The sequence below is a fragment of the Robbsia sp. KACC 23696 genome (assembly GCF_039852015.1).
Taxonomy (GTDB): Bacteria; Pseudomonadota; Gammaproteobacteria; order Burkholderiales; family Burkholderiaceae; genus Robbsia.
Genome location: NZ_CP156627.1, coordinates 1,113,164 through 1,138,215, shown reverse-complemented (window position 1 = coordinate 1,138,215; position 25,052 = coordinate 1,113,164). Strand labels below are relative to the sequence as shown.

The window sequence follows — 25,052 nt, the reverse complement described above, 5'->3', positions numbered from 1 at the left end:
TCAACTAAACGTTTTTGTGGAAAAAAAATGGAATGACCAGTCGTTTGACGCAAAAGCGCGCGGGAATTCCAGCGTGATCGCGAAATAAAACGTCAGGAAGCGGAAGATGCGCTTATTTCGCGCGCGAACACCGTGGATTTTTTGATCTTTCCGAGATGTACCGCTAAGGCGATAGTGCGCCAAACCGTATTTCGTCCGCCACGTCAAACGCGCTATCATGACGGCGTCGATCCATTAAACAGGGCTGTACGGGACACACTCGCGGCAACATCGCCGAAAAGTGGTCGTTTCACCGTATTCATCCCAAAACGAGTCTCATGCGCACCGAATCGCAGTCGTCGTCCGTGAAATCGTCTTCATTGCGGCTTGTCGTTATTTGCGGCGTATTGACCGCGTTTCCGTCGATGTCGATCGACATGGGGCTGCCGGGCTTCGCCGATATGGCCGCCACGTTTGGCGTGTCGGTCGAACATGTCTCACAAACCCTCGCCGTCTTCTTTTTCGGGTTTTCCGCCTCGCCGTTGATCTACGGGCCGCTTTCGGACCGGGTCGGCCGTCGACCGGTCTTGCTCTCTGCCTGTTTCGTCTACGCGATCGCCAGCATCCTGGCGACGACGACCTCGTCCTTTGGCGCTCTGCTGTTCTGGCGCCTGCTCCAGGGCGCCGGCGCGGGCGCCGCATCTGTGCTTGCCATCACGGTCATCCGCGATCACCGTCAGGGCGCCAGCGCCCGCAGGCTGCTTTCCTACGCGGCGGTCGTGCGGATCATCGGGCCGACCACGGCACCGTCGATCGGCAACCTGCTCCTGCTTCTCGGCAGTTGGCGCTGGATCTATGCGTTCATGGCGGTGGGCGGCATCGTCATGTCGCTGATGGTTGCCGTTGGCCTTCCCGAATCATCGCGGACGAAACTGGCGGCCCTCGCGGCGCGCGCCTTGAATCCGAGCGGTGCGGGCGAAGCCGCGGTGGCGGCATCGGACAGCGTCGACGATACCGACGCACGGAAGGCGAACGCTCCCACGGGGAGCGTCGGCGCGTCGACGGCCACCGCGTCTGCTCCGCCGCCGCGCGCCATATTGAAGGACTATCGACTGTTCCTGTCCGACAGGCTGAGCCTCGCCTATGTGCTGATCGTCGGCCTGACCTTCTCCAGTCATTTCTCCTACGTCACCGGCTCGCTGTATGTATTCGTCAACGTGCTGCATGTCTCGACGACGAAATATGGCCTGTTGTTCGGCGTCACGGCTTTATGCCTGATGCTCGGCTCCTTCCTGAGCGGCCAACTTTCGAAACGCGATATAGCAGGCGATGCGCTGATCGGCTTCTCGCTCTGCGTGTCCGTCGTGTCGGCCGTAACGATGTTGATCCTCGCGACGACGCATCTGCTGAACGTGCCGATCCTTTCGCTGCTGCTCTCCACGAACGCGTTCTGTATCGGTATGTTGACGCCCAGCGCACAACAAGGCGCGATGGAAAACGCCGGCGAGTACGCCGGCACGGCATCGGCACTGATGAATGCGATCACGACCGGACTGGGCGCCTGCGCCAGTTATGTCGAGGGCCTGCTGCTGGTCTGGTTCAACACGATGCCGGCCGTCGTGATGAGCGGCTTGATGGCGCTGTTCTGCACAAGCGCCGCGGCGATCTATTTCAAGACGGTACGCCCGGCGACGGGTGCCGCACGGATCAGAACCCGTAACTGACCGATGGCAACACGGTCAGGCCGAAGCGTCGCTGGACGATCGGGCTGTCCGCGGCCTTTGCGGGATAGTAACTGCCGCTGAGGATCAGCTCGCCCGACCAGTGCTTGGTGAACTTGCGATCCCAGGTAGCGGCAAAGGTGTAGGCATAAATGCCGAACCCCGGATGATAGGCCCGGTAGCCCGACGCATTCTGCTGGGACGTCGTCACGCCGAAATACGTCTGGTTGTATTGGCGATCGCCGATTTTCGCATCGAGGTCGAGTGTCAGCGTGTCCGCCGCGCGCTTATAGGCAACGCTCTCCAGACCTAGCTGATACTGATTCCCGCGGCGATGTCCATCCAGACCTAATTCCGCCTGCGCATTCACCGATAACCAGGGAACGATCTGCTGCGCGAGCGTCACGGTATTCGTCACCGTCCCCTTGACGCTGCCCATATTGTGCAGATTGTCGCCACCCGGACGTAACCAGTCGCTGCGATTATCGCGCCCTTGATCGTAGTTGAAGGTATCGCCGACATAGAAGCCGCCCGGCGATTGGTATTGCACCCCTACGCCCTTGACGATATCGGCCGTGAAAATACCGCGGGTGTAAGACGCCATCGGCACGAACAAGGGCCGGTAATTGCGCGCGCCCATATACCGTTGATCGATCCCGGCGCCCATCCCGATGCTGATATCGGCATGATCCCCCCACAATTGCGACCACAGCGAGCCGCCGGAAGACGGGGCCGACGTGTCGACAGATGACTGCGCCTGGGCCGATGACAGCCCCGCAAGACAAAGGGCGGCAACAAGTGTCGGATATCCCAGAAATCGGCGCGAAGGCAGGGAGCGCGAGACAACCGCTCGCGCTCCGGTTTCGGGCAATGGCTTCCGGACGGGGGCCGGAAAAAGCCGACTAGAAATGGCAAAACGTCGAACGGCGGAAGTGGTCATGGCGGCGGAAGGGCTGAATTGGGACGATGCAATCAGCATCATATCCAATTCGCCGTTTTAACGCGGGGCGTCTATCGCAACATCGACGACATCGCGGACAGACTATTCAGCATGCGGATCGCCGTCTCGATATCGGCTGCGTCGAAGGCCAGCGCATCCCCGTCGGTGCGGGTCAGCGTCGGCCACTGGCAGAACAAGTCGGCCTGGGCCGGTGTCTGTGTCTGCACCGTAATCCGCATCGGTGCGTCAAGGCGGAGCGGCGTCGGCCGCGAGCCTGCCATGGTGCCCGCTTGGGCCTTGACCGCTTGCTGCACGCCATCTCGAATTGCCGCGCATGATCGCGTCGGCGACAGACTGATGCCGCTCAACTGACCGGTGGCGCGCTTCGTCTGCACAAAGACCGCATGAGGAAAAAGCGAACGGTTTTCGTCGATGAACACATCGTCGCCGCTGCCCATGATGACGGGTGCGTCGTACGCCCCGGCCAAGGCACCGTACAGTCCGGCCTCGCCGAGCTCCTGGCCGTTGACGCAGACGCGCGCGAAGGCGAAGCTGTTGATCGTGTGGGCGAGAATGCCCCGCCCTTGCGCCCGCGAGTGATAGCCGAGAAGGCAGACGCCGTCGATGCCCAGCTCGACGCCGGCGACCATTCCAAGATAACGCGGCTTGCCTTGGATGACCTGCGCCCGCTCGTCGAGCAGATCCGGCGGCATATTGCGGAAGCCGCCGTGTGAGTCGTTCACATACACCTCGGTCGCCCCGCCATCGAACGCTCCCGCGACAGCGGCGCTCGCTTCCGCGGCCATCAGACGACGCGCACGCTCATATTCGGGATTGCCTGGGCGCACCTGCTCGTGGTGGTAGACGCCGGCGACGCCTTCGATATCGGCGGAAATCAGAATCTTCATCTAGATCGCTTGATGGGAGGAAAGGACTAGGTCGTCCGGGCATCGAGTCGGGCCAATACATCGCGTATAGGGGCGCGCGATTGACCATCGCGACCCGTTACGGGCTCGGCATGCCACAGCGCGTGGATGATCGCCTGCTCGACGCTATCGGCAGCCGCTTGGAACAAAGCGTCGATGCGCGTCTCGTGGACCGTCGTCACGGCCGGCATGGGCCGATCCGGCGTATGCGGAATCGTGTAGGCAGTGCTGAAGGCCAACGCAATATCGCCACTGCCATGGCCATAGCTGGAACCGGTACGCGCCAGACCGGCCGCGGCGCGGCCGGCAAGCCGACGCAATTGCCGCGCATCCAATGGTGCATCGGTAGCGATGATCATGATGATCGATCCTTTTTCGGGATCGATCGCATTGACCTCGGCATCGAGCATGGCCGCGATGCGGGGACCGAGAACGTCCCCGCCCCAGATCAGGTTCGGCAGCCGTCCGTAGTTCGACAGCACCAACGCCCCCACCGTATAGCGGCGATTGCTTTCCGCAGCGTCACCGGACGCAGGCGTGGTCAGTTCTACCGTACGCGAGGCCGTGCCGATGCCGCCTTTCATCTGGAAGCTGGACATACCGCGGCCGGCGCCGACGGACCCTTGCGGCACGAATTGCGTCGCACCGTCGCTCGCGCGCCGGTAGTCCGCCTCACTGACCGCCATTTGTTGGATATCGTTCAAATAGCCGTCGTTGCATTCGAGCACGAGCGGGTTGACGGTGGGTAGTCCGCGGCCAATTTCGGGATGCGATGCAAGCGCCTGGCGAATTTGCGCCTGTCCGACCGTGCCGACCGAAAAGGTATTGGTCAACGCGATCGGCGTCTCCAACTGCCCCAGCTCGTCGAGCTGGACCAGACCGATGCTCTTGCCGAAGCCATTGATGACCGCCGACGCCGCGGGCACCTTGTCGCGATAGGGATCGCCGGCATGCGGATGGATCACCGTCACACCGGTTTGCAACGCGCCATCCGCCAGCGTGACGTGTCCGACACGGACACCCGGCACATCGGTAATGGCATCGCGCGGTCCCGCCGGCAGCAGGCCGATGACAGGCACCTGCCGTGGCGCGGATGCCGAGGCTTTGGCGGCCGGGTTATCTCGAAACTCGTTCATCGTGTTCAGGCTATTTCTGAGAAAGCGCGTTCAAGCGCTTACTGGCGGTCGATCTTCGGGTCCAGCGCATCGCGCAAGCCGTCGCCCAACAAATTGAATGCCAGCACCGTCAGGAAAATCGCCAGGCTGGGGAAAATCGCCACGTGCGGCGCGTTGACCATGTCGGCGCGCGCATCGTTCAGCATGGCCCCCCATTCCGGCGTAGGCGGTTGTGCGCCCATGCCCAGGAAGGACAAGCTGGCCGCGGTAATGATCGAGGTGCCCACGCGCATCGTGAAATACACGACGATCGACGAGATCGTGCCCGGCAGAATGTGCCGCAACATGATCGTCCAATCGCTCGCGCCGATGCTGCGCGCCGACTCGATATACGTCAATTGCTTCAACACCAGCGTATTGCCGCGCACCAGGCGCGCAAAGGCCGGCACGCTGAATACCGAGACCGCCACGACCACATTGGTCATGCTGCTGCCCAGTATCGCCACCACGCCCAACGCCAGCAGAATGCCTGGAAAGGCGAACAGCACGTCGCACACGCGCATCGTCACGCGATCCCACCAGCCTTCATAGTAGCCGGCCAACAATCCGAACAAGGTGCCGATGATGCAACCGATGACGACCGAGAGGAATCCCGCCGCCAGCGAAATACGCGCACCCATCAGGATACGGCTGAAGATGTCGCGTCCCATCGCGTCGACGCCGAACCAGTGGAGTGCGGACGGCCCCTGATCGATATGATCGTAGTCCGCGTAGTTCTCGGCATCGTAGGGACTCAGATGCGGCGCGAAAATCGCGGCGATCACCAGCGCGGCGATAAATACCAAGGCGATAACCGCCACTTTCTGCTTCTTGAATTTTCGCCAGAACTCGCGCCAAGGCGTGCGTACGGCGCCGGCCACCGGCGCGGGCCCGGTCGGGATCGGCGGCGGCACCGGGGAAGCGGTGGGCGTACCGGAAACGGGGGTCGAGGATGCCGTCATGATGATGTTCTGCCTAGCGATCTATCTTATTTATAGCGGATGGTCGGATTGATCAGGCCATACAGCATGTCGACGACCAGATTGATCAGGATGAATTCCAGCGAGAACAACAGGACCAGCGTCTGGATGACCGGATAGTCCCGCGCGCTGACGGAGTCGACGAGCAGACGGCCGAGGCCCGGCCAGTTGAACACCGCTTCGACGACGATCGAACCGCCCAATAGAAAACCGAATTGCAATCCCATCATCGTCACGACGGGGATCAAGGCATTACGCAGGCAGTGCTTCAGCACCACCACCGGCTCGCTCAAGCCTTTCGCGCGCGCCGTACGAACGAAATCCTCCTGCACCACTTCCACGAAGGAGGCGCGCGTAAACCGCGCCATCACAGCCGCGACGCCGGCGCCGAGCGTCAGCGAGGGCAGCACGTAGTGACGCCAGGTATCCGCCCCGACGGTGGGAAACCATCCGAGCTTCACCGAGAACAGCTGCATCAGCATCATGCCCAGCGCAAACGCGGGGAAGGAAATGCCGGACACCGCGATCGTCATGCCGAGTCGATCGGGCCAACGGTTGCGATACACGGCCGAGACGATGCCGATGATCAAGCCAAACAAGGTCGACCACACCATGCTGGTCAACGTCAGCAGGAAGGTCGGCATGAAACGCACGCCGATCTCCTCGGAAACCGGGCGATTGGTCCGGATCGACACGCCGAAATCACCGCGCACCATGCGCGAAAAAAACGCGATGAATTGCTGCGGCAGCGGCAGATCGAGGCCGAGCTCGTGACGCACCATCGTCACCGTCGCCTCATCGGCATCCTGGCCCGCGGCCAGCCGCGCCGGATCGCCGGGCAGCAGGTGCACGAACAGGAATACCAGCACGGCCACGATCAGCAAGGTGGGAATCAAGCCGAGCAGCCGTTTCAGAAAATAGTTCAGCATCGCTTTGGCCGCTTACGCGGCGTCCAATAAATCAGGGTGCGGGCGCGGCGGGGCATCGACACGCCCCGCCGCGCTGCCGCTTACTTCGATACGGCGATGTTGTAAATATCGATATTGCCGTCCGGCTGGGCGTAGACGCCGCTCAACCGTTTCGTATTGCCGGACACGTTCTCTTCCGTCACCAAGGGGATGCGCGGCAGATCCTTGGCCAACTGATCCTGCACGGCCTTGTACAAAGCGGCTTTCTCGGTGTTGTCCGTGGAGACCAGCGCCTTCGCGATATCGGTATCGACCAGATCGTTCTTGTAATAGGTCATATTGTTCAGCTTCGGCGACCAGGCCTCAGACGCGAACAACGGACGGAGCGCCCAATCGGCTTCGCCGGTCGAGGACGACCACCCGGTGTAATACATGCGCATCTTCGCTGTGTTCGGGTCCGGCCAGGAGTCGACCAACTGCACGCGTTTACCGGTTTCCAGCGCTTCGATCTGCACCTTGATACCGACTTGCGCCAGTTGTTGCTGCACGAACTCGATGGTCTTGCGCGCGGTCGTCGTCGTGTAGGCGGACCAGAGCGTCGTCTCGAAACCGTTCGGATAGCCAGCTTCCTTCAGCAACTCACGCGCTTTCACCGGGTTGTACGGAATCGGCGCCATCTTCTCGGCAAACGGAATGCCCTGCGGCACGATGCCTTCGGCCGGGATCGCATAGCCGTTAAATGCCACCTTGACCAGGGCCGGCTTGTTGATCGCATAGGCGATCGCCTGACGGACCCGCGCGTCGGTGAAGGGCTTTTGCAGCATGTTGAAGCCGATGAAGCGCGTCACGATCGACTTCGACGTCACCACATCCAGCTTGCTATCCGCCTTCAATTGCGCCGCTTGCTCGTACGGCAGCGGATAGGCGAAGTCCGCCTCGCCGGTTTGCAGCATCGCCGCACGCGTCGCATTCTCGGCGACCGGCTTCCAGGTCAGGCCATCGACCTTCGGAAAGCCCTTGTTCCAATAACCGTCGAACTTCTTCAGCTTCACGCCATCCTTCTGATCGAAGCTGACCAGTTCGAATTCACCGGTACCCACCGGGTGAAACGCGATGTCCTTGTTGCCGTACTTCTTCAATGCCGTCGGCGAAATCATCGCCGCGCTCGGATGCGCCAGCGAATTGATGAACGGCGCGAACGGTTCCTTCAACGTGATGCGAACAGTCAGCGGATCGACCGCCTCCACCTTCACAATGCGGTTGAACTGCGGCGCACGAATCAGGTGGTTTTCCGGCGCCATCGCGCGTTCGAGGTTGACCTTCACCGCATCGGCATTGAAGTCGGTACCGTCCTGGAACTTCACGCCTTTTCGCAGCTTGAACGTATAGACGGTCCCATCCTTCGACATGTCATACCCGGTGGCCAGCACCGGCACGATCTTCAAGTCCTTGTCGAAGCGAAACAAGCCTTCGTAGAAGGACTTGGTGATCGCCTGGGCGAACGTCATATTGGTGTTGTACGGATCGAGCGAATCCGGCTCCTGCGCGATGGCGAGGACCGGATTGGCCGCCGCGAACGCGGCGCCACTCGCGCACAGCGTGGTGGCGGCCAGCACGCCGGCAATCGCATACAATGCGAAGCGGCCGTTGGAAGAGACGTATTTCATTTGGAACACTCCAGGATCAAGAAGACTTGTCGCACTTCAATACATACCCGCCACTTTGTGACGCGCCACATAATGCCCCGGCCCGACCTCCACGAGCGGCAAGACATCCGGTTCGTCACCCACCCGGCGGATCGGGCTGGGAATATCGCCTTCCAATAAAACGCGTTTCAGATGACGCCGCGCCGGATCGGCGATCGGCACGGCGCCCATCAACTTGCGGGTATAGGCATGCTGCGGATTCTCGAAAATCGCGCGGCGCGGCCCGATCTCGACGATTTGTCCTAAAAACATCACCGCGACGCGATGGCTGATCCGTTCGACCACGGCCATATCGTGCGAAATGAACAGGAAAGCGACGCCGAGATCGCGTTGCAGATCCATCATCAGATTGACGATCTGCGCTTGAATCGACACGTCGAGCGCGGAGACCGATTCATCGGCCACCACCACCTTCGGGTTCAGCGCCAATGCGCGCGCGATCGCGATGCGCTGGCGTTGCCCACCGGAGAATTCATGCGGATAACGTTGGGCGTATTCCGGCGGCAGGCCGACCTTTTCCAGCAACCAGTCCACGCGTTTCTGCGCTTCCCGTTGGTTTGCCATCGTCTTGTGGACCAGCAACGGCTCCATGATCGAATAGCCCACGGTCATGCGAGGATCCAGCGACGCGAACGGGTCCTGGAAAATAAATTGAATATCGCGACGCAGCGACTGCACCTGTTGCTTGGGCAGGTTCAGAATATTGCGGCCACCGAATTCGATGGCGCCGCTTTGACTGTCCACCAGGCGCAGCAGCGAGCGACCGGTCGTCGACTTGCCGCATCCGGACTCGCCTACCAGCGCAAGCGTCTCCCCCGGATAGAGGTCGAAGCTCACGCGTTCGACCGCATGCACCCGACGCGTCGTGCGATTGAATAATCCGGAGCGCAGATCGAAGCGTGTGACCAGATCCTTCACGCGCAAGATCGGCGCGGCGCCGACGGTACGCGTGTCGATCGCCGGGCTATGCGGCAGGTCCGCGTCCGACTGAGCGGCGCTTTCGGTATCGGCGACGGAGGCCGCGCCCTTCGCATCCGATTTCAGCAGGTCGAAATGACGTGGCAGGTTCGTGCCGCGCATCGCGCCCAATTTCGGGACGGCCGACAACAAGGCCTTCGTGTACGGATGCGACGGCGTCGCAAAAATCTCGCTCGATGCGCCTTCCTCCACCTTGTCGCCACGGAACATCACCAGCACGCGGTCCGCCACCTCGGCAACCACGCCCATGTCGTGCGTGATGAAGATCACGCCCATCTGCATATCGTCCTGCAATTGGCGGATCAGCTGGAGAATCTGTGCCTGGATCGTCACGTCCAGCGCCGTTGTCGGTTCATCGGCAATCAGCAATTGCGGCTTGCACGACAAGGCCATCGCGATCATCACGCGTTGGCGCATGCCCCCCGACAACTGATGCGGATAGCGATCGAGCACATTGCGCGCTTCCGGGATACGGACAAGCTCCAGCATCCGCAGCGTCTCGGCGCGGGCGGCGGCTCGGTCCATCCCCTGATGTCGCCGAATCGACTCGGCGATCTGCTCGCCGGCCGTAAAGACCGGGTTCAGCGATGTCATCGGCTCCTGGAAGATCATCGCCATATCCGCGCCGCGTACCGCACGCATCGTCGCGGCGGACGCGTCATGCAGATCGAGAATCCGTCCGTCGCGTTGACGCAAACGCATGCCGCCGTGCAGGAGCTTGCCTCCGCCGTGTTCCACCAGTCGCATTAGCGCCAGCGACGTGACCGATTTGCCGGAACCGGATTCACCGACGATCGCCAGTGTTTCTCCACGGTCTACGTGAAACGACAAATGACGCACGGCATCCACCGTGCGCTCCGACGTCGCGAAACGCACCGTCAGGTCATCGACTTCCAGGACCCGCTGCGGCAACAGATCTGCGGCGTTGTGCGCCGTCGCGTGGGATCGGATCGAACTCATATCAGAATAAATACGTCAATTGAAGATGGCGACGCTGGGCGTCTCGCCGACACGGCCATAACCGCGATACATGCCTTCGGTGTTGAAGGGCAGGCTGACATTGCCGTGGGCATCGACGGCGATCAAACCACCCCGTCCATCGATCTCCATCAACACCTCGTGGACGACCGCTTCACTGGCCTGTTGCAACGATTCACCGCCATAGGCCATACGCATGCAGACGTGGTGCGCGGCGACGGTCCGGATAAAGGATTCACCATGACCGGTACAGGAAACCGCTGCCTGCCGGTCGTCCGCGAACGTGCCCGAGCCGATTTGCGGACTGTCACCGATCCGGCCAACCCGCTTGTTCGTCATGCCGCCGGTGGAGGTCGCGGCAGCCAGATGACCGTGCGCATCCAGCGCCACCGCGCCGACTGTCCCGAATTTCTTGCCTTCATCCAAGGGACGCGCTTGCAAGGCCGACGCACCGTCGTGATCCAGCACGGCGCCCGCGTCGCCCGCTTGCGCCGCTTGCAACTGCACCAGACGGGCGGCAGTCGCGAAATACGCCGGCTCAACCATTTGCAGTCCGGCGTCGCGTGCCACCGCTTCCGCGCTCTCGCCGCCGATCAATACGTGCTTGGTCCGTGTCATCACGGCCCGCGCGGCCAGAATCGGATTGCGCACGTGGTTGATGCCGGTCACGGCGCCGGCGGCGCGCGTCGCGCCATCCATGACCGCCGCATCCAGCTCATGCGTGCCGGCCGCCGTATAGACCGCACCATGCCCCGCGTTGAATAAGGGACAGTCTTCCAATAAGGAGACGGCCAGGCATACGGCATCCATCGCGCTGCCGCCACGCGCCAGCACGTCCTGGCCAGCAGCAACGATGTCCCGCAGGGCCTGCTGAAAATCGCGCGTGTTCTCGTCGCTGATCAAGGCGCGGCTCATGGTGCCGGCGCCCCCATGGATCGCGATGACCGGAACGGGCGCGCCGGGTGGCGCGGCGAAATACGTCGACATGAAAAGTTTCCTGAAATCTTAAAAAGATGCGTCTTGGGCGGGACATCGCGACATCAAAGGGCGCGCCGCCGCTATCGCTTCCGGTCGCGCGAACCCTGATGCAACCAAGGCAACACGGCGTCGGTGATCCGAGCCGCGTTCCGTATCGTTTCGCGCGATTGATGCGCGACCGCCGCGGACAGGCCCTCGATCAAGGCCAGCCCCGCCGAATCGGCGCTCGGGCTGAAATGGTTATCGGTCTGCGCATACAGGCAGATATTCGCGTGCGGCACCAGCGGCGAATGACGGCCGTCGGTCAACGCCAGTACCTGCATATTGCGCGCGGCCGCCGTCTCGGCCAGGAGCACCGTATCGGCCAGATAACGTGGATAAGCAATCGCGATCAGCAGGTCGTCCTGCCGCGCGGCCGCAAGCAGACGCGCGCCGTAGGATGCCCCGCCCACGCCGGCAAGCAACTGCACGTTGTCGCAGAACGGATCCAGGCCGCGTTGCAACAGACCGGCGAGCCAGCCGCTTGCACCGAAACCGGCAAGATAGATCCGCCGCGCTTTCAGGATCGCGGCAACGGCGGCCTCGCAGGACGCCGGATCCAACGCATCGCGTGTGGCAGCGATATTGCGCTGGCTTTCTTCCAGCGCTGTCGCAAAAACATCGACGATGCTGCTCGGCTTTTCCAGCTTCACGCGCATCTTTTCCAACGGCGCCAGCATCGTCTCGAAACCCCGGACCAATTCGGCGCGAAGCATCGGATAGCCATCGAGTCCGATCGCGCGAGCGAAGCGATTCGCCGTGGCGATGGACACGCCGACGGCGCCCGCGAGTTCGTCGATCGGCATCGTCGCGACCTGCAACGGATGCGACAACACATAGTCGGCCAGACGCTGGTGGGCGCTGGTCAGCGTCGGTCGCGCCCGGTTGATCCGGGTGGCAATCGGCTGGTTGTCGTCGTTTTCTGGCATGGAATGAGGCCTGTCACCGACGCGATCGTCAGTGACTATTAATTTTCATTGAAAGGATAATAATGAAAAAAAAATATCATTGGGGGATTTTTTGAGATCGCTGCCGACGCCCTGTCGCATATAATGACGCGCTGCTTGCCGTGCAGGACCCTCGCGCCGGGCACCCAGCGCCGACGCGCCAGCGCTGTGGAACCGTCATCGCTTCGATAACACCAAACCGGCAGCGGCTCCCTATCGGGCAACCCGAGCGGTCGCCCCCACCGCGCATAAATGCCGCCACCGCGGGTCGATGCGCAGACGATGCTTGTTCAGTTTGTTCAGAAAAAACACCACCCTATATTAAAATACTACTGATATACTAGTCGGGTGGGCCGAATTATCGGTTCCCCATACGACGCCGCATCATTCCGCCGGCCCCTTTCTCGTGAGGACAATACTGTCCGATAGGAAACCGTTCGCGCATGACACGCCCCGCCGATCTTTATATTCAGTTCCTGCACAAAGTGCAGGGTCCGTCGATGGCCGTGCCGCTCCCCGAGCTCGACGCCATCGAAGAGCAGATTCTCCACACCGTCGCGTTGCGTCAGAGTACGCAGGAGCGCTTGTGCGTGCGCGACCTGATCGGCATTACCCGCCTCGGCTCGCCGACTCGTGTGTTTCGCCGCTTACAGGCCATGCGCACGAAAGGCTGGCTGATGTTGCAGGACACGAGCGACAATCGCCGAAAGCAAGTGACGCTGACGGCTGCCGCAATGGATCATCTCGATTATCTGGGCGGCTGCATGCAACGTGCGACCGGCAGCGTCAACGATCTGCTTTGCGGCGTGTCCGCAGCCGGCATCGCTCCCCCGCGCACGGCAAACTAAGGCGCGCTCCGCCGCGACAGCACACGGTTCTTTCGGAAAAAAACGATCGCCTGATACGATAGGGCGCTAGATCGACCACGACCGAGAGAATGCTCATGCAAGACCCCGCTTACCCACGCGATATGATCGGCTATGGCCGCGATCCGGTACATGCCGGCTGGCCGGGCGGCGCCCGTATCGCGCTGCAATTCGTGCTCAATTACGAGGAAGGCGGCGAGAATAACGTCTTGCATGGCGACGCGGGTTCCGAGCAGTTTCTGTCGGAGATCGTCAGTGCGGCATCGTATCCGGCGCGACACATGAGCATGGAGTCGATTTATGAGTACGGCTCGCGCGCGGGCGTATGGCGGATCTTGCGGGAATTCGAGAAACGCGGCCTGCCCCTGACGGTCTTCGCCGTTGCGATGGCCTTGGAGCGCCATCCCGATCTGGCAAGCGCCTTCACCGAACTCGGCCATGAAATCGCCTGCCACGGCTTGCGCTGGATTCATTATCAAGACATGCCGCGGGATCAGGAAGCCGAGCATATGCGCCTCGGCATGGAAGCGATCACCACGCTGACCGGCACGCGCCCGCTCGGCTGGTACACCGGCCGCGACAGCCCGCAGACGCGACAGCTGGTGGCGGAGTACGGCGGCTTCCTGTACGACTCCGACTACTACGGCGACGACCTGCCCTTCTGGACCGACGTGCCTGTCCGTAACGGACAGACCGTCCCGCAATTGATCGTGCCCTACACGCTCGATGCGAACGATATGCGCTTTGCAACGCCGCAAGGCTTCAATACGGCAGAGCAGTTCTTTGTCTATCTTCGCGACACCTTCGACGTGCTTTATGCCGAGGGCGAATCGACACCAAAGATGATGTCCGTCGGCATGCATTGTCGACTCCTCGGCCGTCCCGGCCGTTTCGTCGCCTTGCAGCGATTCCTCGATCACGTCGCGCGCCATGACAAAGTATGGATTTGCCGACGCGACGATATCGCACGCCACTGGCATCAGCATCATCCGCATGTTCGCGCTTGAATCGATAGATCAGCCGTGCCGGGATAATCCTTTCGTCGCCTTGTCGACCTGCTTGCCCTCACCGCGCAAGGCGACACCGACGAGGAAGCCGTCCTCCGCCGTTTGCTGCTGAAAGACGGTTCGGTTGTCGGCATCGTTACCGGTCGTGAACATGCCCGCGACGAAAGCGGTGACCGTCAGCTCACGTTGATGTGCCTGCGATACCGCGCGCTGCAATGCGGCCGCGTCGCCTGTCAGGATCGCCATCGGCTGTCCCAATAAAGGAGCGTAACGCCTTCCCGCGGCATCGATGTAAGGCTGACCCATCGCCTCGGGCGCCGCGGCGGCGATGCCACCAGCGAGAAAGGCCGCCACATTCAGTTTTTGCCAATCGGCCAGATCGTCGCGCACGGCGATCACGACTTTGCTATCGAAACCCATCCCCTGTCCTCGTTGACGTCACGTATCGACATTGATACGACGTGACGTACACGCTAACCGAGGCCGAAAGGTGCTGTCTGGAACGTTTGTGCAGCCTTGCCATATTGCGCAGGCGGCACACCGTAGACACGTCGGAACCAGCGGCCCAGATGGCTCTGATCGGCAAAGCCGACCGCTTGAGCGACATCGGCGACCGGCTCGCCGTGCGCCAGCCGCGCACGGGCGCTGACGAGACGCAATTGCACGAGATAAGCATGGGGCGCGACGCCATAACGCGCCTTGAATGCGCGCGTCAGCGTAAAACGGTCCGTGCCGCATTCCTCTGCCAGCGCGTCCAGCCCGACATCTATTTCGAGATGGGCATGCAGATAGTCGCGCGCCCGAGCGGCGAAGACCACGGCCGACTGCTCATCGCGTGCAAACGACGCATCGGCGCAGATGGGATCGACGGAGGCGCCGTTTCGGGATACACCGGCGCGGCCGAAACCGCGCGTGCTATTGCCGATATGACTGTGTTCGGTAAGCTGCGTCAGCAAGGCATCGACCGCAATGTCGCGCGTTATGCGCGGTGGCATTTGCCGTAACAGCGCAAACACCTTCCTGATGCTCGCGCCCAGCGCGGGGGCATCGGCTAGCGTCCGGGCAAAACAAAGATCGCCGTCCGGGAGCCCGGATGCATCGCGCCATTGGCGAAGCGCGCCCTCCAGCCAGGCCGTCGGCAGATATAGCATGGCGTAAGTGAAGCCCTCGTCCATTGGGGCATCGCCGTTATGGATCTCGCCTGGCTCCAACATAAAAACCTGGCCGGGTCGACTGTGCACCCGCCGACCCCGGCAATCGAATTGCTGGACACCCTGCTCCGTCACACCGAGCAGATAACTGTCGTGCCAGTGCGCATCGTAGGCATGCCCTTGAAAATGGGCGCGTATCGTTTCGATGCCCGTCTCGGCATCGCGACGCAGATCGACCCAGTTTCCGGGCATCGTCATCGGCGCCCGTAGGTTGCCACGACCGTCTGGCCGTTCAGCGTATGCCCCGCCAGCGCCGACGGCAGCGATGCCGTATCGAGGCCGGCAGGCAAACTCCCGGGCGCGAGATCCGTTGCCGTGACCGACAGGATGTAATGATGCGGCGTGTCCCCCAGCGGCGGACAGGCACCGCGATACGCCTCGGCGCCCGCCGTATTCTTGCCGACGGTCATGCTACCGGTGGTCTTCTGTACCTGACCGGCTTTGATTTCGTTCACGGCTGCCGGAATGTTATAGACGATCCAATGGGTGACACCAGCGCCCTTCGCGCCGTCCGGATCCTTCAGCGTGACCACGACGCTTTTCGTGCCGTCCGGCAGATTCCGCCACGCCACCGGGAGATTGATGTTCTTGCCGCCGCACTCGCCCGGCCCTGCGTACTGCCTCGGTAAGTGACCGCCGTCTCGAAAAGCACTGGAGCTGATCACCATGCCCGGCGCGGCTTCCGCGGCAAACGATGCCAATAAAGCGCCGGTGCCGACGAGCATGGCGCCGAGCCGAAGCACGCCCCGCCACGGCGGCGCTTCGCTGCGGAAGGACTGCCTGCGGGAAACGGACGGAACATTCCGGGGCTTCGACGAAAATCGCTTGAACATGCACGCCTCCATGGGAATTAACAGCCTTAGGCATTATTGCATCCGACGGCGAAGGCGGCTTGACGGCCGCGATGCGCCGCCACGCACCGGCTTCGACCACATCGACGATGTCGGGTAAGCACGGGCTTCGGTTCGCCGTTTGAGGGGTCGTCCATTTGCAGCATTGAAGTCTCATCAGACCGGGCGCAAAAGCGTCGATTTTCGGGCAACGATGCTTTGCTGTCATGCAACAAGGCTATAATCCACCGCGCTACGAAACGCCCAAAGGGACCGCCATCGACTTAACGCAAGGACGCGATTATGGAAGCACTTCACAATTTCCGCTTGGATTCACTGCTGGATACCTGCATCAGTTTGATTGCAGCATTTATCCTGGGTGGCGCGATCGGTCTGGAACGACAGTATCGTCAGCGCACGGCGGGTTTGCGAACCAACGTCCTGGTGGCAGTTGGTGCGGCGGTTTTTGTCGATATGGCAAACCGTCTGGACGGGCATCAGGGCGCCGTACACGTTCTGGCGTATGTCGTATCCGGCGTCGGGTTCCTCGGCGCCGGTGTGATCATGCGCGAAGAAGGCAATGTCCGCGGCTTGAATACGGCCGCGACATTGTGGGGCTCTGCCGCCGTAGGTGCCGCAGCGGGCGCCGACCTGCTCGGCGAAGCGCTTGTCGGCACGCTCGCGGTATTGGCGGCGAATACGCTGCTGCGTCCAATCGTCAACTCGATCAACCGTCAGCCGCTCGACGTGCAATCGGTCGAAGTCACCAATACCGTGCACGTGATCGCCGAGCGCCTGCATCAGAAACGCATCATGAAGATGCTCGAGGAAGCGTTGGAGGACAGCGATCATCCCACGCGCGATCTCGATTTGCACGCCTTCGGCCAGGACGAAATCGAGATTGAAGCGACGCTGGTCGCGACATCGGTCGATGGTGACGAGCTCGACGATCTGGTGCAGAAACTAGCCGCCATACCCGGCGTTCGGCAGGCGTTCTGGAGTCCCAGCACGACCGAATGAACGGGGGTGGGATGTCGGTGCAGCGTCGAGGGAGGTGCTTTCTTGTGGCCCAGGCATTTTCTAAGATGCCCCTCGACGCGACCCTATCGCCTCATGGACGACGCGCCACCATATCGATCTCGACGATCGCCTTGCGTGCCAGGCCGGTCACACCGATGCACGTCCGCGCGGGCAAGGGCTTGGGCAGGAAATACGCCTTGTAGGCCTCATTCATCGCCGCGTAATCCCGCTCGAACTCCGTCAGATAGATCCGCACGCTGACAACGTTATCCAACGACAGACCGACGCCGTTCAATACCAAAATCAAGTTGTCCATCACGCGCTGCGTCTGTGCGGTGATGCCCTGCGGCAACGGCGCGGCATCGTCGTCCGGATCCGTCGGCATCTGACCCGTGAGGAACACCCATCCGTCCGTTTCCACGGCGTGAGAGAACGGCCCCACGGGCGTTGGTGCGGCGTCCGCCATCAGAAACGTCGGTAATCCAGCTTGGCGGTTGTCGGTCTGAGACATCGGGTTCCTCGTTTAGAGAATGGAGTGGTAAGGGAATCGAGCGAATAGGCAGGCGTTGCGGAAGTCTGTGACGGCTATCTCGGAATAATAGCAATTCTGTGAATCGCTGCGCTGAAAAATCCGAAAATCCGATTATGAGATGCATTTAAACGCGGTTTATCGCACGCGCGACGCCAGCTAGTTCATTACCGGATGCAGCATGTCGGCCCCGATCGCCGCGCTTGAGCTTTTGCGCACACTCTCCTCTCCCAACGCTCATCCTCTCTCGCTTGACCTACATCAATAAGCGTCCTTTAGCGCGGCCTATAGTGTCTTCAAGACATTTCATATCTCGCTCAGGAGCTTACCGTGACACTCCCTCTCGAAGGCATCAAGGTGGTGGACTTTACCGGTGTGCAGGCAGGCCCGTCTTGCACGCAGATGTTGGCGTGGTTCGGCGCCGACGTCTTGAAAATAGAGCTCCCCGGAAAAGGCGATGTGACGCGAGAGCAGCTTCGCGACATTCCTGGTAAGGATGGCCTTTACTTCACGATGCTCAATTCGAATAAGCGCTCGCTGGAGCTGAATACCAAAATGCCGGAAGGCAAGGCGATCCTGACGAAGATACTGAAGGAATCCGATATTTTCGTCGAGAATTTCGCGCCCGGTGCATTGGAAAGGATGGGATTCGATTGGGAACATCTCCATGCCCTTAACCCCCGCCTCATCTACGGGACGGTGAAGGGTTTCCCGGAAAACTCCCCCTATAAAGACCTGAAAACCTACGAAGACATCGCGCAATGTGCCGGCGGCGCCGCGTCCACCACCGGGCTCGTTGAAGGCAGTCCATTGATCTCCGCCGCTGCACTCGGTGACTCCAATACCGGCATGCATTTGCTGATCGGCATCCTCGCCGCCTTATTGCATCGTGAGAAAACCGGCAAGGGACAAAAAGTCTACATGTCGATGCAGGATGCGGTGCTCAATCTGGTCCGCGTCAAGATTCGCGACCAGCAACGCCTCGAACGCACCGGCGAGCTGACCGAATATCCGCAGTACCCGCACAAGCCCTTCGGGGACACGGTGCCGCGCGGCGAAAACGCGTCCGGGTCCGGCGTACCTGGCTGGATGTTCAAGTGCAAGCATTGGGAAACGGACTCGAACGACTACGTCTATATCATTCTGCAGCCATGGGGCTGGCAAGACGTTTGTCACGCCATCGGCAGACCGGAATGGATCACGGATCCCAAATATGCGACCCCCGATGCGCGTATTCCCCACTTGGTCGAAATTTACGGGGAAATCGAGAAGTGGACGATCAACAAAGACAAGCACGAGATTGTCGAGATCATGCGCAAGCTCGAGATTCCCTGCGGGCCCGTCCTCACCACGAAAGAACTGCTTCACGATCAATCGTTACGTGAAAACGGCTCTATCGTCGCGGTCGAACACAAGGAGCGCGGCACCTACTACACCGTCGGCTGCCCGCCCAAGTTCTCCGGCTTCACGCCGACGATCACCGGCGCACCGTTGCTCGGCGAGCATAACGTCGAGGTGCTGACAGCACTGGGCTATGACATGGACGCCATCGCGACGCTGAAGGACCAGGGCGTCATCTAAGACTGCCCCTGGTATGCAAGCGTGCGCTGTGCAATCGCACCGAACGGATGCCGCGCGCACGCAGCGGCAACGTCACTCACGAGATATCCCAAAATGACAGAGTCCACGCCGAGCGCCCTGACGGACGCCCCTTTGATCGATGGTTTCAATCTGGTCGTCGATGCCCTGAGGCGCAACAAGATCACCGAGATCTACGGCGTGGCCGGCATTCCCGTCACGGACCTGATGCGTGTGGCGCAAGAAAAGGGCATCCGATACTTCGGCTTCAGACATGAAACCTCGGCGGGCCACGCAGCCGCCGTTTCCGGCTATTTGAAGCAATGGCCCGGCATCTGCATGACGGTGTCGGCACCCGGCTTCCTCAACGGCATGGTGGCGTTGGCCAACGCGACGACGAACGGCTTCCCGATGATTCTGATCTCGGGCTCGTCGAATCGCGCCATCGTCGACCTGCAACAGGGCGATTACGAGGAGCTCGATCAACTACAGGCGGCGAAGCCCTATGCCAAAGCCGCTTATCGTATCGACCGCGTCGAGGATATCGGCATCGGTGTCGCACGCGCGATCCGCGCCGCCTTGTCCGGGCGCCCGGGTGGCGTCTATCTCGATTTACCAGCCGCACTCCTGCCGGCACAGATGCCGCTCGCGCAAGGCACTGCATCGCTGATCGACGTCGTCGACCCCGCACCCGCCCGCATTCCCGACGGCAGCGCCATCGACCGTGCCCTGGCCTTGCTGTCCTCCGCCAAACGCCCCTTGGTCATCATCGGCAAAGGCGCGTCCTACGCGCGCATCGAAAGCGACTTGCGGACGTTTCTCGAAACGACTGGCATCCCCTTTCTGCCGATGTCGATGGCAAAAGGCTTATTGCCGGACGATCATCCCCAATCAGCCGCCAGCGCGCGGTCGAAAGTACTGGCCGAGGCGGACGTGGTGCTGCTGGCTGGCGCACGCCTGAACTGGTTGTTGGGCCATGGCCGCGCGCCCCAATGGGCTGCCGACGGCAAACTGATCCAGATCGATATCGAACCGACCGAGATCGACAGCAACCGCCGGATCGATGCTCCCGTCGTCGGCGATCTTGCCTCATCGATGCGCCTGCTCTTGAAGGGGCTCGACACGATCCCGGTAAAGGCACCCGCGGCATGGTGCGACGCCATCGAAACACATAAAGCGGCGAACGTCGCGAAGATGGTGAAGCAACTGGCGAATCGTCCTGTACCAATGGATTTCTTTGCCGCGCTCGGAACGGTCAATACGGTGCTGCGTGACTATCCCGATATCTATCTGGTGGCCGAAGGTGCGAACACACTGGATGTCGGTCGCAACCTCATCACGATGTCCCGTCCGCGCCGACGCCTGGACGTCGGTACCTGGGGGGTGATGGGCATCGGCATGGGTTTCGCCGTCGCCGCGGCCGTGACACAGGATGCGCCCGTGTTAGCGGTGGTCGGCGATAGCGCTTTTGGATTTTCCGGGATGGATATCGAGACGATCTGTCGCTACAAGCTGCCGGTGACGGTCGTGGTACTCAACAATGGCGGCATCTATCGCGGCGACGACGTCAACCGCCTGGATGGGCAGCTGCCCGGTGTGACTACGCTGTCCGCCATGGCACGCTATGACCGAATGATCGAAGCCTTCGGCGGAACCGGCTATCACGTCGAGACGGTGGACGCGCTGCAGCGCGCGCTGCGCGAAGCGCTTTCCAGTGGCATGCCGACACTGATCGACGTGTCGATCGATATTCATGCCGGCACCGAAAGCGGGCATTTGAAGAAACTGAATCCCACATCCCGCGCCACCGTGCCGGTCGCGAGCAAAGCATGAATACGGCCGCGAACGGATTGCCGGATCGGCCTGCCGGCCCGCTGTCGGACATCACAGTGGTGGATCTGACCCACGTCATCAATGGCCCCTTCGGCACCGCCATTCTGGCCGATATGGGTGCACGCGTCATCAAGGTCGAACCGCCAGACGGCGACGACACGCGGCGAAACGGCCCCTATGTCGACGACAAGTCGCTCTACTTCGCCTGCGTCAATCGCGGCAAGGAAAGCATCGCGCTGAACCTCAAAGTCGATGTCGATCGGGCGCTCTTTCTCAATATGGTCGCGCGTGCCGACGTCGTCGTCGAAAACTTTCGTCCTGGCGTCATGGATCGGCTCGGTTTCTCCTTCGACACGCTACGCCAGATCAACCCTCGTATCATCTACGCCACCTCTTCTGGCTTTGGTCATAGCGGTCCACTCAGCCGTGCGCCGGCCTACGACACGATCATCCAAGGGATGAGCGGATTGATGGACGCGACCGGCTTCAACGACGGACCCGCCACACGCGTCGGGACATCGATTTCCGATATCGCGGCCGGGCTCTATCTTTACGCGGGTATCGCCACCGCGCTTTACGATCGGGAGCGAACCGGTAAGGGCGCGCACATCGACATCGCGATGTTCGACGCCACGCTGGCCTTCCTCGAACATCCTTTCATGGCCTGGGCGGCGACCGGTGAGGCGCCGCCGCGCATCGGCAATCGCCATCCATCGATGACGCCGTTCGACACCTTCGATGCGAAGGACCGGCCCTTCGTACTCTGCTGTGGGAACGATCACCTTTTCACATTGCTCTGCACGACGCTCGAGATGCCTGCGCTGCTTGTCGATCCACGCTACGCAAGCAATGTTTTACGCACGAACAATCACGCATCGTTGAAAGCCAGCCTGCAGTCGACGTTTCGCACGCGATCTGCACACGAATGGATCGCCCGACTCGAAGAGGCGGGCATTCCCGTCGGACCGCTTCTCGATGTGGCCGAGGCCGCCGCCCTGCCCCAGACCCAGGCACGCAAGATGGTGGTATCCGCGGGCGGCCTGAAAATGCCGGGCAACCCGATCAAACTCGCCAGTTATCCAGACAGCGATACCCGACCGGCCGCGCCAGAACTGGATCAGCACGGTGCATCGTTACGGCGCGAGTTCGGAGATCGGCCGACGATCACGCCCACTTGATAGGATCATCATGCAAACCTCCGTTGCAGCCGAACCTGATACGGCATTACACGTCAGCATACGGCGGGTCGTCATGCTGACGATGGTGTGCGGCCTCGTCGAAGTCATCGGCTATACCGATGCCGCCAACATCTATCCAGCCATCATGACCGGCAATACGGTCCAATTGGGATCGACGCTCGCCAATGCGCAGTGGTCACGCTTCGGCCTGCTCTGCTATGCGATCGGCGCATTTTTTATCGGCTGCTTTATCGCCAGCCTCATTCGCCGCCATCTGCGACGGCCGCCGCTGGAGTTGGCCTTGATGGCCGTGCTGTTGGTGGGCGCCGGCTTCGTTCGAACGCATGCTGCACTCAGGGTCATGATAGAGCTGCCAATGCTGGCGTTGGCGCTTGGCATGCAGGGGGAAACGGTCAGTCGATTCGGCGCGGTGTCGTTACAGACGTTGGTGGTGACCAACAATATGGTCAAGTTCTCCGACGCCGTGGTCGGTCGTTTTCTATCGCGCCGCGCAAGCACTGAAAAGCGGCCCGATTTGGCCGAAGTCCTCTTGCCCGGGCTGGCATGGCTGACGTATGCGTTGGCCGCCGCCCTCGGTGCGCTCACCGCCCATTGGATCGCATTCCCGTTACTGGTCCCCGCACTGCTGCTGGTCGTGATCACCGCCGACCTTTTGCACGGGCCGCAGAGCTGACGACGACGATTCGAATGCGCTGCGCGCATACGCCATTTCCGAAGTCGCGTCCCCTAACAGGCGCCGACTTCAACCTTGGAGAAACGAGATGTCGAAAACGATGAAAGCCGCGGTGGTACGGGAATTCGGTGCGCCATTGATCATCGAAGAGCGGGCCGTGCCCGAACCGGGCGCTGGTCAGATACTAGTGAAGGTGGCGGCTACCGGCGTCTGCCATACGGACTTGCATGCCGCGGAGGGAGACTGGCCGGTGAAGCCGAATCCGCCTTTTATTCCAGGACATGAAGGCGTCGGTTATGTGGCGGCAATCGGCGCCGGGGTCAAGCACGTCAAGGAAGGCGACCGCGTAGGCGTGCCCTGGCTTTACACGGCCTGCGGCCATTGCACACATTGCCTTGGCGGTTGGGAAACCTTGTGCGGAGAGCAACAGAATACGGGCTATTCGGTGAATGGCAGCTTTGCCGAATATGTCATCGCCGATCCCAACTACGTCGGGCATCTCCCTTCCAACATTGGATTTATCGAGATATCACCGATCCTCTGCGCCGGCGTGACCGTCTACAAAGGCATCAAAGTGACCGATACGCAGCCGGGAGACTGGCTCGCCATTTCCGGGATCGGCGGACTCGGGCACATGGCAGTGCAGTATGCGAAGGCGATGGGCCGCAACGTCGTCGCCGTCGATATAGACGACGAAAAATTGACGCTTGCAAAAGCCTTGGGGGCGGACCTGGTCGTCAATGCACTGCATGACGATCCCGCCGCTTATATCAAGAAAGAAATCGGTGGCGCACAGGGGGTGTTGGTGACTGCCGTTTCGCCAAAAGCCTTTCAACAAGCGATGGGCATGGTCCGCCGTGGCGGCACCGTGTCACTCAATGGCTTGCCGCCAGGAGACTTCCCGCTGTCGATTTTCGATACGGTCTTGAATGGCATTACCGTGCGCGGCTCCATCGTCGGCACGCGTCTGGACTTGCAGGAAGCACTCGATTTCGCCGGCGACGGCAAGGTTAGCGCTACCGTCACGACCGACCGCCTGGAAAACATCAACGAGGTCTTTTCTCGCATGCGACGCGGCGCCATCGACGGCCGGGTCGTGCTCGATTTCGGTGATGTCGCGCGATAAGGGCGGCGGCCGAAGTGGTGGTTAGACCGCGCTCGGCCGCCTCGGAGGCCTGGACCTCTGCCACTGCTCCGGTCTGCCCTACCAGGCCATCCTCGCCCTCGCGCAAGATGGACAAAGCCGCGCTCTCATTCGGTGTAACAAAAAGCCCCAAAGGCGCTAAACGCCATTCTCACAAACCGGCTTGCGCACCCACGTTGCGCCATGGCATGCACCTACCCACCCAATTCAGCCGAAAAACAACCTACTAGTAGGTTGACTCCTCAGAAAATCAATGTCATGCTACTGCACATAGGATCACACCACGGGGTTTGACCAGCCATGCCCTACCTGCGAATTTTATGAAACCTGTTCCGAGCGAGCCTCTTTCTCCGAAGGCGGCCGAGATAGCCATGCACGCAAGAGCATTGCTTGCAGCGGGTAGCTACGACAGCTTCAGCTATGCCGATATTTCTGAGCGCGTCGGCATTAGTAAGGCCAGCATTCACCATCACTTCGCCAGTAAGTCGGAGTTGGTCAGATTCGTGGTTGCTCAGTATCGCGAGGAAGCCCGGCAAGGCATGGCATCGATAGATCAGCAGATCGTCGAGCCATTGGGCGGGCTCAACGCCTACGTCGATTATTGGTGGAAATGTCTTCGCGATGGCACGGCTACATTCTGCATTTGTGCGATGCTGGCTGCCGAATTACCCCTCCTTCCTAACGAGGTTGCAGATGAGGTGCGGGGACATTTCGAGGACTTGATCAAATGGCTCGCCTCCGTCCTAAGGAGAGGGGTTGCAATAGGTCAGTTTCACCTCACCGGAACGCCCGCGATCGAGGCAAAAGCATTTATGGCTGCAGTGCATGGGGCGATGCTAAGTGCCCGGGCGTTCGACGACGCGGAAGCTTTCCGAGCCATTACGCATCTCGCTATTAAAAAATTAACTTCTGCAGCTTGATCGAAGCG

23 protein-coding genes are annotated in these 25,052 nt (G+C 61.0%); 10 read left to right on the top strand and 13 right to left on the bottom strand.

All coding sequences use genetic code 11. From position 1 onward, the window contains the following. Positions 1 to 317 precede the first annotated feature (317 nt). On the top strand, positions 318 to 1,703 hold the full coding sequence (locus tag ABEG21_RS19595; protein WP_347557095.1) for a multidrug effflux MFS transporter: 1,386 nt from the start codon (positions 318 to 320) through the stop codon (positions 1,701 to 1,703). Here ABEG21_RS19595 and ABEG21_RS19590 read toward each other — a convergent pair. The 9 genes from ABEG21_RS19590 to ABEG21_RS19550 form a co-directional block, all read right to left on the bottom strand. Beyond that, on the bottom strand, positions 1,687 to 2,571 hold the full coding sequence (locus ABEG21_RS19590; protein ID WP_347557094.1) for a MipA/OmpV family protein: 885 nt from the start codon (positions 2,569 to 2,571) through the stop codon (positions 1,687 to 1,689). The two genes, ABEG21_RS19595 and ABEG21_RS19590, sit on opposite strands and share 17 nt — an antisense overlap. A 140-nt stretch (positions 2,572 to 2,711) precedes the next feature. Continuing rightward, positions 2,712 to 3,548 carry a M55 family metallopeptidase gene (locus ABEG21_RS19585; RefSeq protein ID WP_347557093.1) on the bottom strand — a complete coding sequence of 279 codons (837 nt, stop codon included), beginning with the start codon at positions 3,546 to 3,548 and terminating at the stop codon, positions 2,712 to 2,714. Between the two features lie 26 nt (positions 3,549 to 3,574). Continuing rightward, positions 3,575 to 4,702 carry a P1 family peptidase gene (locus ABEG21_RS19580; RefSeq protein ID WP_347557092.1) on the bottom strand — a complete coding sequence of 376 codons (1,128 nt, stop codon included), beginning with the start codon at positions 4,700 to 4,702 and terminating at the stop codon, positions 3,575 to 3,577. 38 nt (positions 4,703 to 4,740) lie between these two features. After that, positions 4,741 to 5,682, bottom strand: coding sequence for a glutathione ABC transporter permease GsiD (gene gsiD, locus ABEG21_RS19575; protein WP_347557091.1), 942 nt, complete (start codon positions 5,680 to 5,682; stop codon positions 4,741 to 4,743). Positions 5,683 to 5,708: 26 nt separating this feature from the next. Then, a complete protein-coding gene (gene gsiC, locus ABEG21_RS19570) occupies positions 5,709 to 6,629 on the bottom strand; it encodes a glutathione ABC transporter permease GsiC (protein ID WP_347557090.1) in 921 nt (306 codons plus the stop codon). An 80-nt stretch (positions 6,630 to 6,709) separates the two neighbouring features. Continuing rightward, on the bottom strand, positions 6,710 to 8,275 hold the full coding sequence (gsiB, locus tag ABEG21_RS19565; protein WP_347557089.1) for a glutathione ABC transporter substrate-binding protein GsiB: 1,566 nt from the start codon (positions 8,273 to 8,275) through the stop codon (positions 6,710 to 6,712). Between the two features lie 36 nt (positions 8,276 to 8,311). Then, a complete protein-coding gene (locus tag ABEG21_RS19560) occupies positions 8,312 to 10,252 on the bottom strand; it encodes a dipeptide ABC transporter ATP-binding protein (RefSeq protein WP_347557088.1) in 1,941 nt (646 codons plus the stop codon). 15 nt (positions 10,253 to 10,267) lie between these two features. Further along, a complete protein-coding gene (locus ABEG21_RS19555; RefSeq protein WP_347557087.1) occupies positions 10,268 to 11,257 on the bottom strand; it encodes an isoaspartyl peptidase/L-asparaginase in 990 nt (329 codons plus the stop codon). 71 nt (positions 11,258 to 11,328) lie between these two features. Continuing rightward, entirely contained in the window at positions 11,329 to 12,216 is an 888-nt protein-coding gene (locus tag ABEG21_RS19550; protein WP_347557086.1) for a MurR/RpiR family transcriptional regulator, read from the bottom strand. 461 nt (positions 12,217 to 12,677) lie between these two features. On the opposite strand from ABEG21_RS19550, the gene ABEG21_RS19545 reads away from it, so the two are divergent. Further along, complete coding sequence (locus ABEG21_RS19545; protein WP_347557084.1) at positions 12,678 to 13,082, top strand: winged helix-turn-helix domain-containing protein; 405 nt, start codon at positions 12,678 to 12,680, stop codon at positions 13,080 to 13,082. Between the two features lie 89 nt (positions 13,083 to 13,171). Next, on the top strand, positions 13,172 to 14,107 hold the full coding sequence (gene puuE / locus ABEG21_RS19540; protein ID WP_347557083.1) for an allantoinase PuuE: 936 nt from the start codon (positions 13,172 to 13,174) through the stop codon (positions 14,105 to 14,107). A gap of 9 nt (positions 14,108 to 14,116) precedes the next feature. Here the strand turns inward: puuE and ABEG21_RS19535 are convergent, their stop codons facing one another. Genes ABEG21_RS19535 through ABEG21_RS19525 form a run of 3 tightly spaced genes read right to left on the bottom strand, consistent with a single transcriptional unit; the run spans position 14,117 to position 16,151 of the window. Further along, positions 14,117 to 14,527, bottom strand: coding sequence for a DUF2000 family protein (locus ABEG21_RS19535; RefSeq protein WP_347557082.1), 411 nt, complete (start codon positions 14,525 to 14,527; stop codon positions 14,117 to 14,119). A 53-nt stretch (positions 14,528 to 14,580) separates the two neighbouring features. Then, on the bottom strand, positions 14,581 to 15,516 hold the full coding sequence (locus tag ABEG21_RS19530; RefSeq protein ID WP_347557081.1) for an AraC family transcriptional regulator: 936 nt from the start codon (positions 15,514 to 15,516) through the stop codon (positions 14,581 to 14,583). Next, the gene (locus ABEG21_RS19525) at positions 15,513 to 16,151 is read right to left on the bottom strand and encodes a YbhB/YbcL family Raf kinase inhibitor-like protein (protein ID WP_347557080.1); all 639 of its coding nucleotides are present in this window, start codon (positions 16,149 to 16,151) and stop codon (positions 15,513 to 15,515) included. The genes ABEG21_RS19530 and ABEG21_RS19525 overlap by 4 nt, the downstream gene beginning before the upstream one ends. A 300-nt stretch (positions 16,152 to 16,451) precedes the next feature. Here ABEG21_RS19525 and ABEG21_RS19520 point away from each other — a divergent pair, with 300 nt between their 5' ends. Continuing rightward, positions 16,452 to 17,168: an MgtC/SapB family protein gene (locus ABEG21_RS19520; RefSeq protein ID WP_347557079.1), complete on the top strand. Its 717-nt coding sequence runs from the start codon at positions 16,452 to 16,454 to the stop codon at positions 17,166 to 17,168. A gap of 91 nt (positions 17,169 to 17,259) precedes the next feature. Here ABEG21_RS19520 and ABEG21_RS19515 read toward each other — a convergent pair whose 3' ends face one another. Next, positions 17,260 to 17,679: a RidA family protein gene (locus ABEG21_RS19515; RefSeq protein WP_347557078.1), complete on the bottom strand. Its 420-nt coding sequence runs from the start codon at positions 17,677 to 17,679 to the stop codon at positions 17,260 to 17,262. Positions 17,680 to 18,027: 348 nt separating this feature from the next. Here ABEG21_RS19515 and frc point away from each other — a divergent pair, with 348 nt between their 5' ends. From frc to ABEG21_RS19485, 6 genes are all read left to right on the top strand, one after another. After that, positions 18,028 to 19,278 carry a formyl-CoA transferase gene (gene frc / locus ABEG21_RS19510; RefSeq protein WP_347557077.1) on the top strand — a complete coding sequence of 417 codons (1,251 nt, stop codon included), beginning with the start codon at positions 18,028 to 18,030 and terminating at the stop codon, positions 19,276 to 19,278. 93 nt (positions 19,279 to 19,371) lie between these two features. Further along, complete coding sequence (oxc, locus tag ABEG21_RS19505) at positions 19,372 to 21,108, top strand: oxalyl-CoA decarboxylase (protein WP_347557076.1); 1,737 nt, start codon at positions 19,372 to 19,374, stop codon at positions 21,106 to 21,108. After that, positions 21,105 to 22,286: a CoA:oxalate CoA-transferase gene (yfdE, locus tag ABEG21_RS19500; protein ID WP_347557075.1), complete on the top strand. Its 1,182-nt coding sequence runs from the start codon at positions 21,105 to 21,107 to the stop codon at positions 22,284 to 22,286. Before oxc ends, yfdE begins: the two co-directional genes overlap by 4 nt. Positions 22,287 to 22,296: 10 nt before the next feature. Then, on the top strand, positions 22,297 to 22,980 hold the full coding sequence (locus ABEG21_RS19495) for a YoaK family protein (protein WP_347557074.1): 684 nt from the start codon (positions 22,297 to 22,299) through the stop codon (positions 22,978 to 22,980). 88 nt (positions 22,981 to 23,068) lie between these two features. Then, the gene (adhP, locus tag ABEG21_RS19490) at positions 23,069 to 24,106 is read left to right on the top strand and encodes an alcohol dehydrogenase AdhP (protein WP_347557073.1); all 1,038 of its coding nucleotides are present in this window, start codon (positions 23,069 to 23,071) and stop codon (positions 24,104 to 24,106) included. A gap of 338 nt (positions 24,107 to 24,444) precedes the next feature. Then, positions 24,445 to 25,044: a TetR/AcrR family transcriptional regulator gene (locus ABEG21_RS19485; protein WP_347557072.1), complete on the top strand. Its 600-nt coding sequence runs from the start codon at positions 24,445 to 24,447 to the stop codon at positions 25,042 to 25,044. Positions 25,045 to 25,052 lie beyond the last annotated feature (8 nt).

What these genes read in the sequence shown, in the direction of transcription:
- ABEG21_RS19595 (WP_347557095.1), top strand. Translation starts at nt 318, where the DNA reads ATGCGCACCGAATCGCAGTCGTCGTCCGTGAAATCGTCTTCATTGCGG.
- ABEG21_RS19585 (WP_347557093.1), bottom strand. Translation starts at nt 3,548, where the DNA reads ATGAAGATTCTGATTTCCGCCGATATCGAAGGCGTCGCCGGCGTCTAC.
- ABEG21_RS19580 (WP_347557092.1), bottom strand. Translation starts at nt 4,702, where the DNA reads ATGAACGAGTTTCGAGATAACCCGGCCGCCAAAGCCTCGGCATCCGCG.
- gsiD (WP_347557091.1), bottom strand. Translation starts at nt 5,682, where the DNA reads ATGACGGCATCCTCGACCCCCGTTTCCGGTACGCCCACCGCTTCCCCG.
- gsiC (WP_347557090.1), bottom strand. Translation starts at nt 6,629, where the DNA reads ATGCTGAACTATTTTCTGAAACGGCTGCTCGGCTTGATTCCCACCTTG.
- gsiB (WP_347557089.1), bottom strand. Translation starts at nt 8,275, where the DNA reads ATGAAATACGTCTCTTCCAACGGCCGCTTCGCATTGTATGCGATTGCC.
- ABEG21_RS19560 (WP_347557088.1), bottom strand. Translation starts at nt 10,252, where the DNA reads ATGAGTTCGATCCGATCCCACGCGACGGCGCACAACGCCGCAGATCTG.
- ABEG21_RS19555 (WP_347557087.1), bottom strand. Translation starts at nt 11,257, where the DNA reads ATGTCGACGTATTTCGCCGCGCCACCCGGCGCGCCCGTTCCGGTCATC.
- ABEG21_RS19550 (WP_347557086.1), bottom strand. Translation starts at nt 12,216, where the DNA reads ATGCCAGAAAACGACGACAACCAGCCGATTGCCACCCGGATCAACCGG.
- ABEG21_RS19545 (WP_347557084.1), top strand. Translation starts at nt 12,678, where the DNA reads ATGACACGCCCCGCCGATCTTTATATTCAGTTCCTGCACAAAGTGCAG.
- puuE (WP_347557083.1), top strand. Translation starts at nt 13,172, where the DNA reads ATGCTCATGCAAGACCCCGCTTACCCACGCGATATGATCGGCTATGGC.
- ABEG21_RS19535 (WP_347557082.1), bottom strand. Translation starts at nt 14,527, where the DNA reads ATGGGTTTCGATAGCAAAGTCGTGATCGCCGTGCGCGACGATCTGGCC.
- ABEG21_RS19530 (WP_347557081.1), bottom strand. Translation starts at nt 15,516, where the DNA reads ATGACGATGCCCGGAAACTGGGTCGATCTGCGTCGCGATGCCGAGACG.
- ABEG21_RS19525 (WP_347557080.1), bottom strand. Translation starts at nt 16,151, where the DNA reads ATGTTCAAGCGATTTTCGTCGAAGCCCCGGAATGTTCCGTCCGTTTCC.
- ABEG21_RS19520 (WP_347557079.1), top strand. Translation starts at nt 16,452, where the DNA reads ATGGAAGCACTTCACAATTTCCGCTTGGATTCACTGCTGGATACCTGC.
- ABEG21_RS19515 (WP_347557078.1), bottom strand. Translation starts at nt 17,679, where the DNA reads ATGTCTCAGACCGACAACCGCCAAGCTGGATTACCGACGTTTCTGATG.
- oxc (WP_347557076.1), top strand. Translation starts at nt 19,372, where the DNA reads ATGACAGAGTCCACGCCGAGCGCCCTGACGGACGCCCCTTTGATCGAT.
- yfdE (WP_347557075.1), top strand. Translation starts at nt 21,105, where the DNA reads ATGAATACGGCCGCGAACGGATTGCCGGATCGGCCTGCCGGCCCGCTG.
- ABEG21_RS19495 (WP_347557074.1), top strand. Translation starts at nt 22,297, where the DNA reads ATGCAAACCTCCGTTGCAGCCGAACCTGATACGGCATTACACGTCAGC.
- adhP (WP_347557073.1), top strand. Translation starts at nt 23,069, where the DNA reads ATGTCGAAAACGATGAAAGCCGCGGTGGTACGGGAATTCGGTGCGCCA.
- ABEG21_RS19485 (WP_347557072.1), top strand. Translation starts at nt 24,445, where the DNA reads ATGAAACCTGTTCCGAGCGAGCCTCTTTCTCCGAAGGCGGCCGAGATA.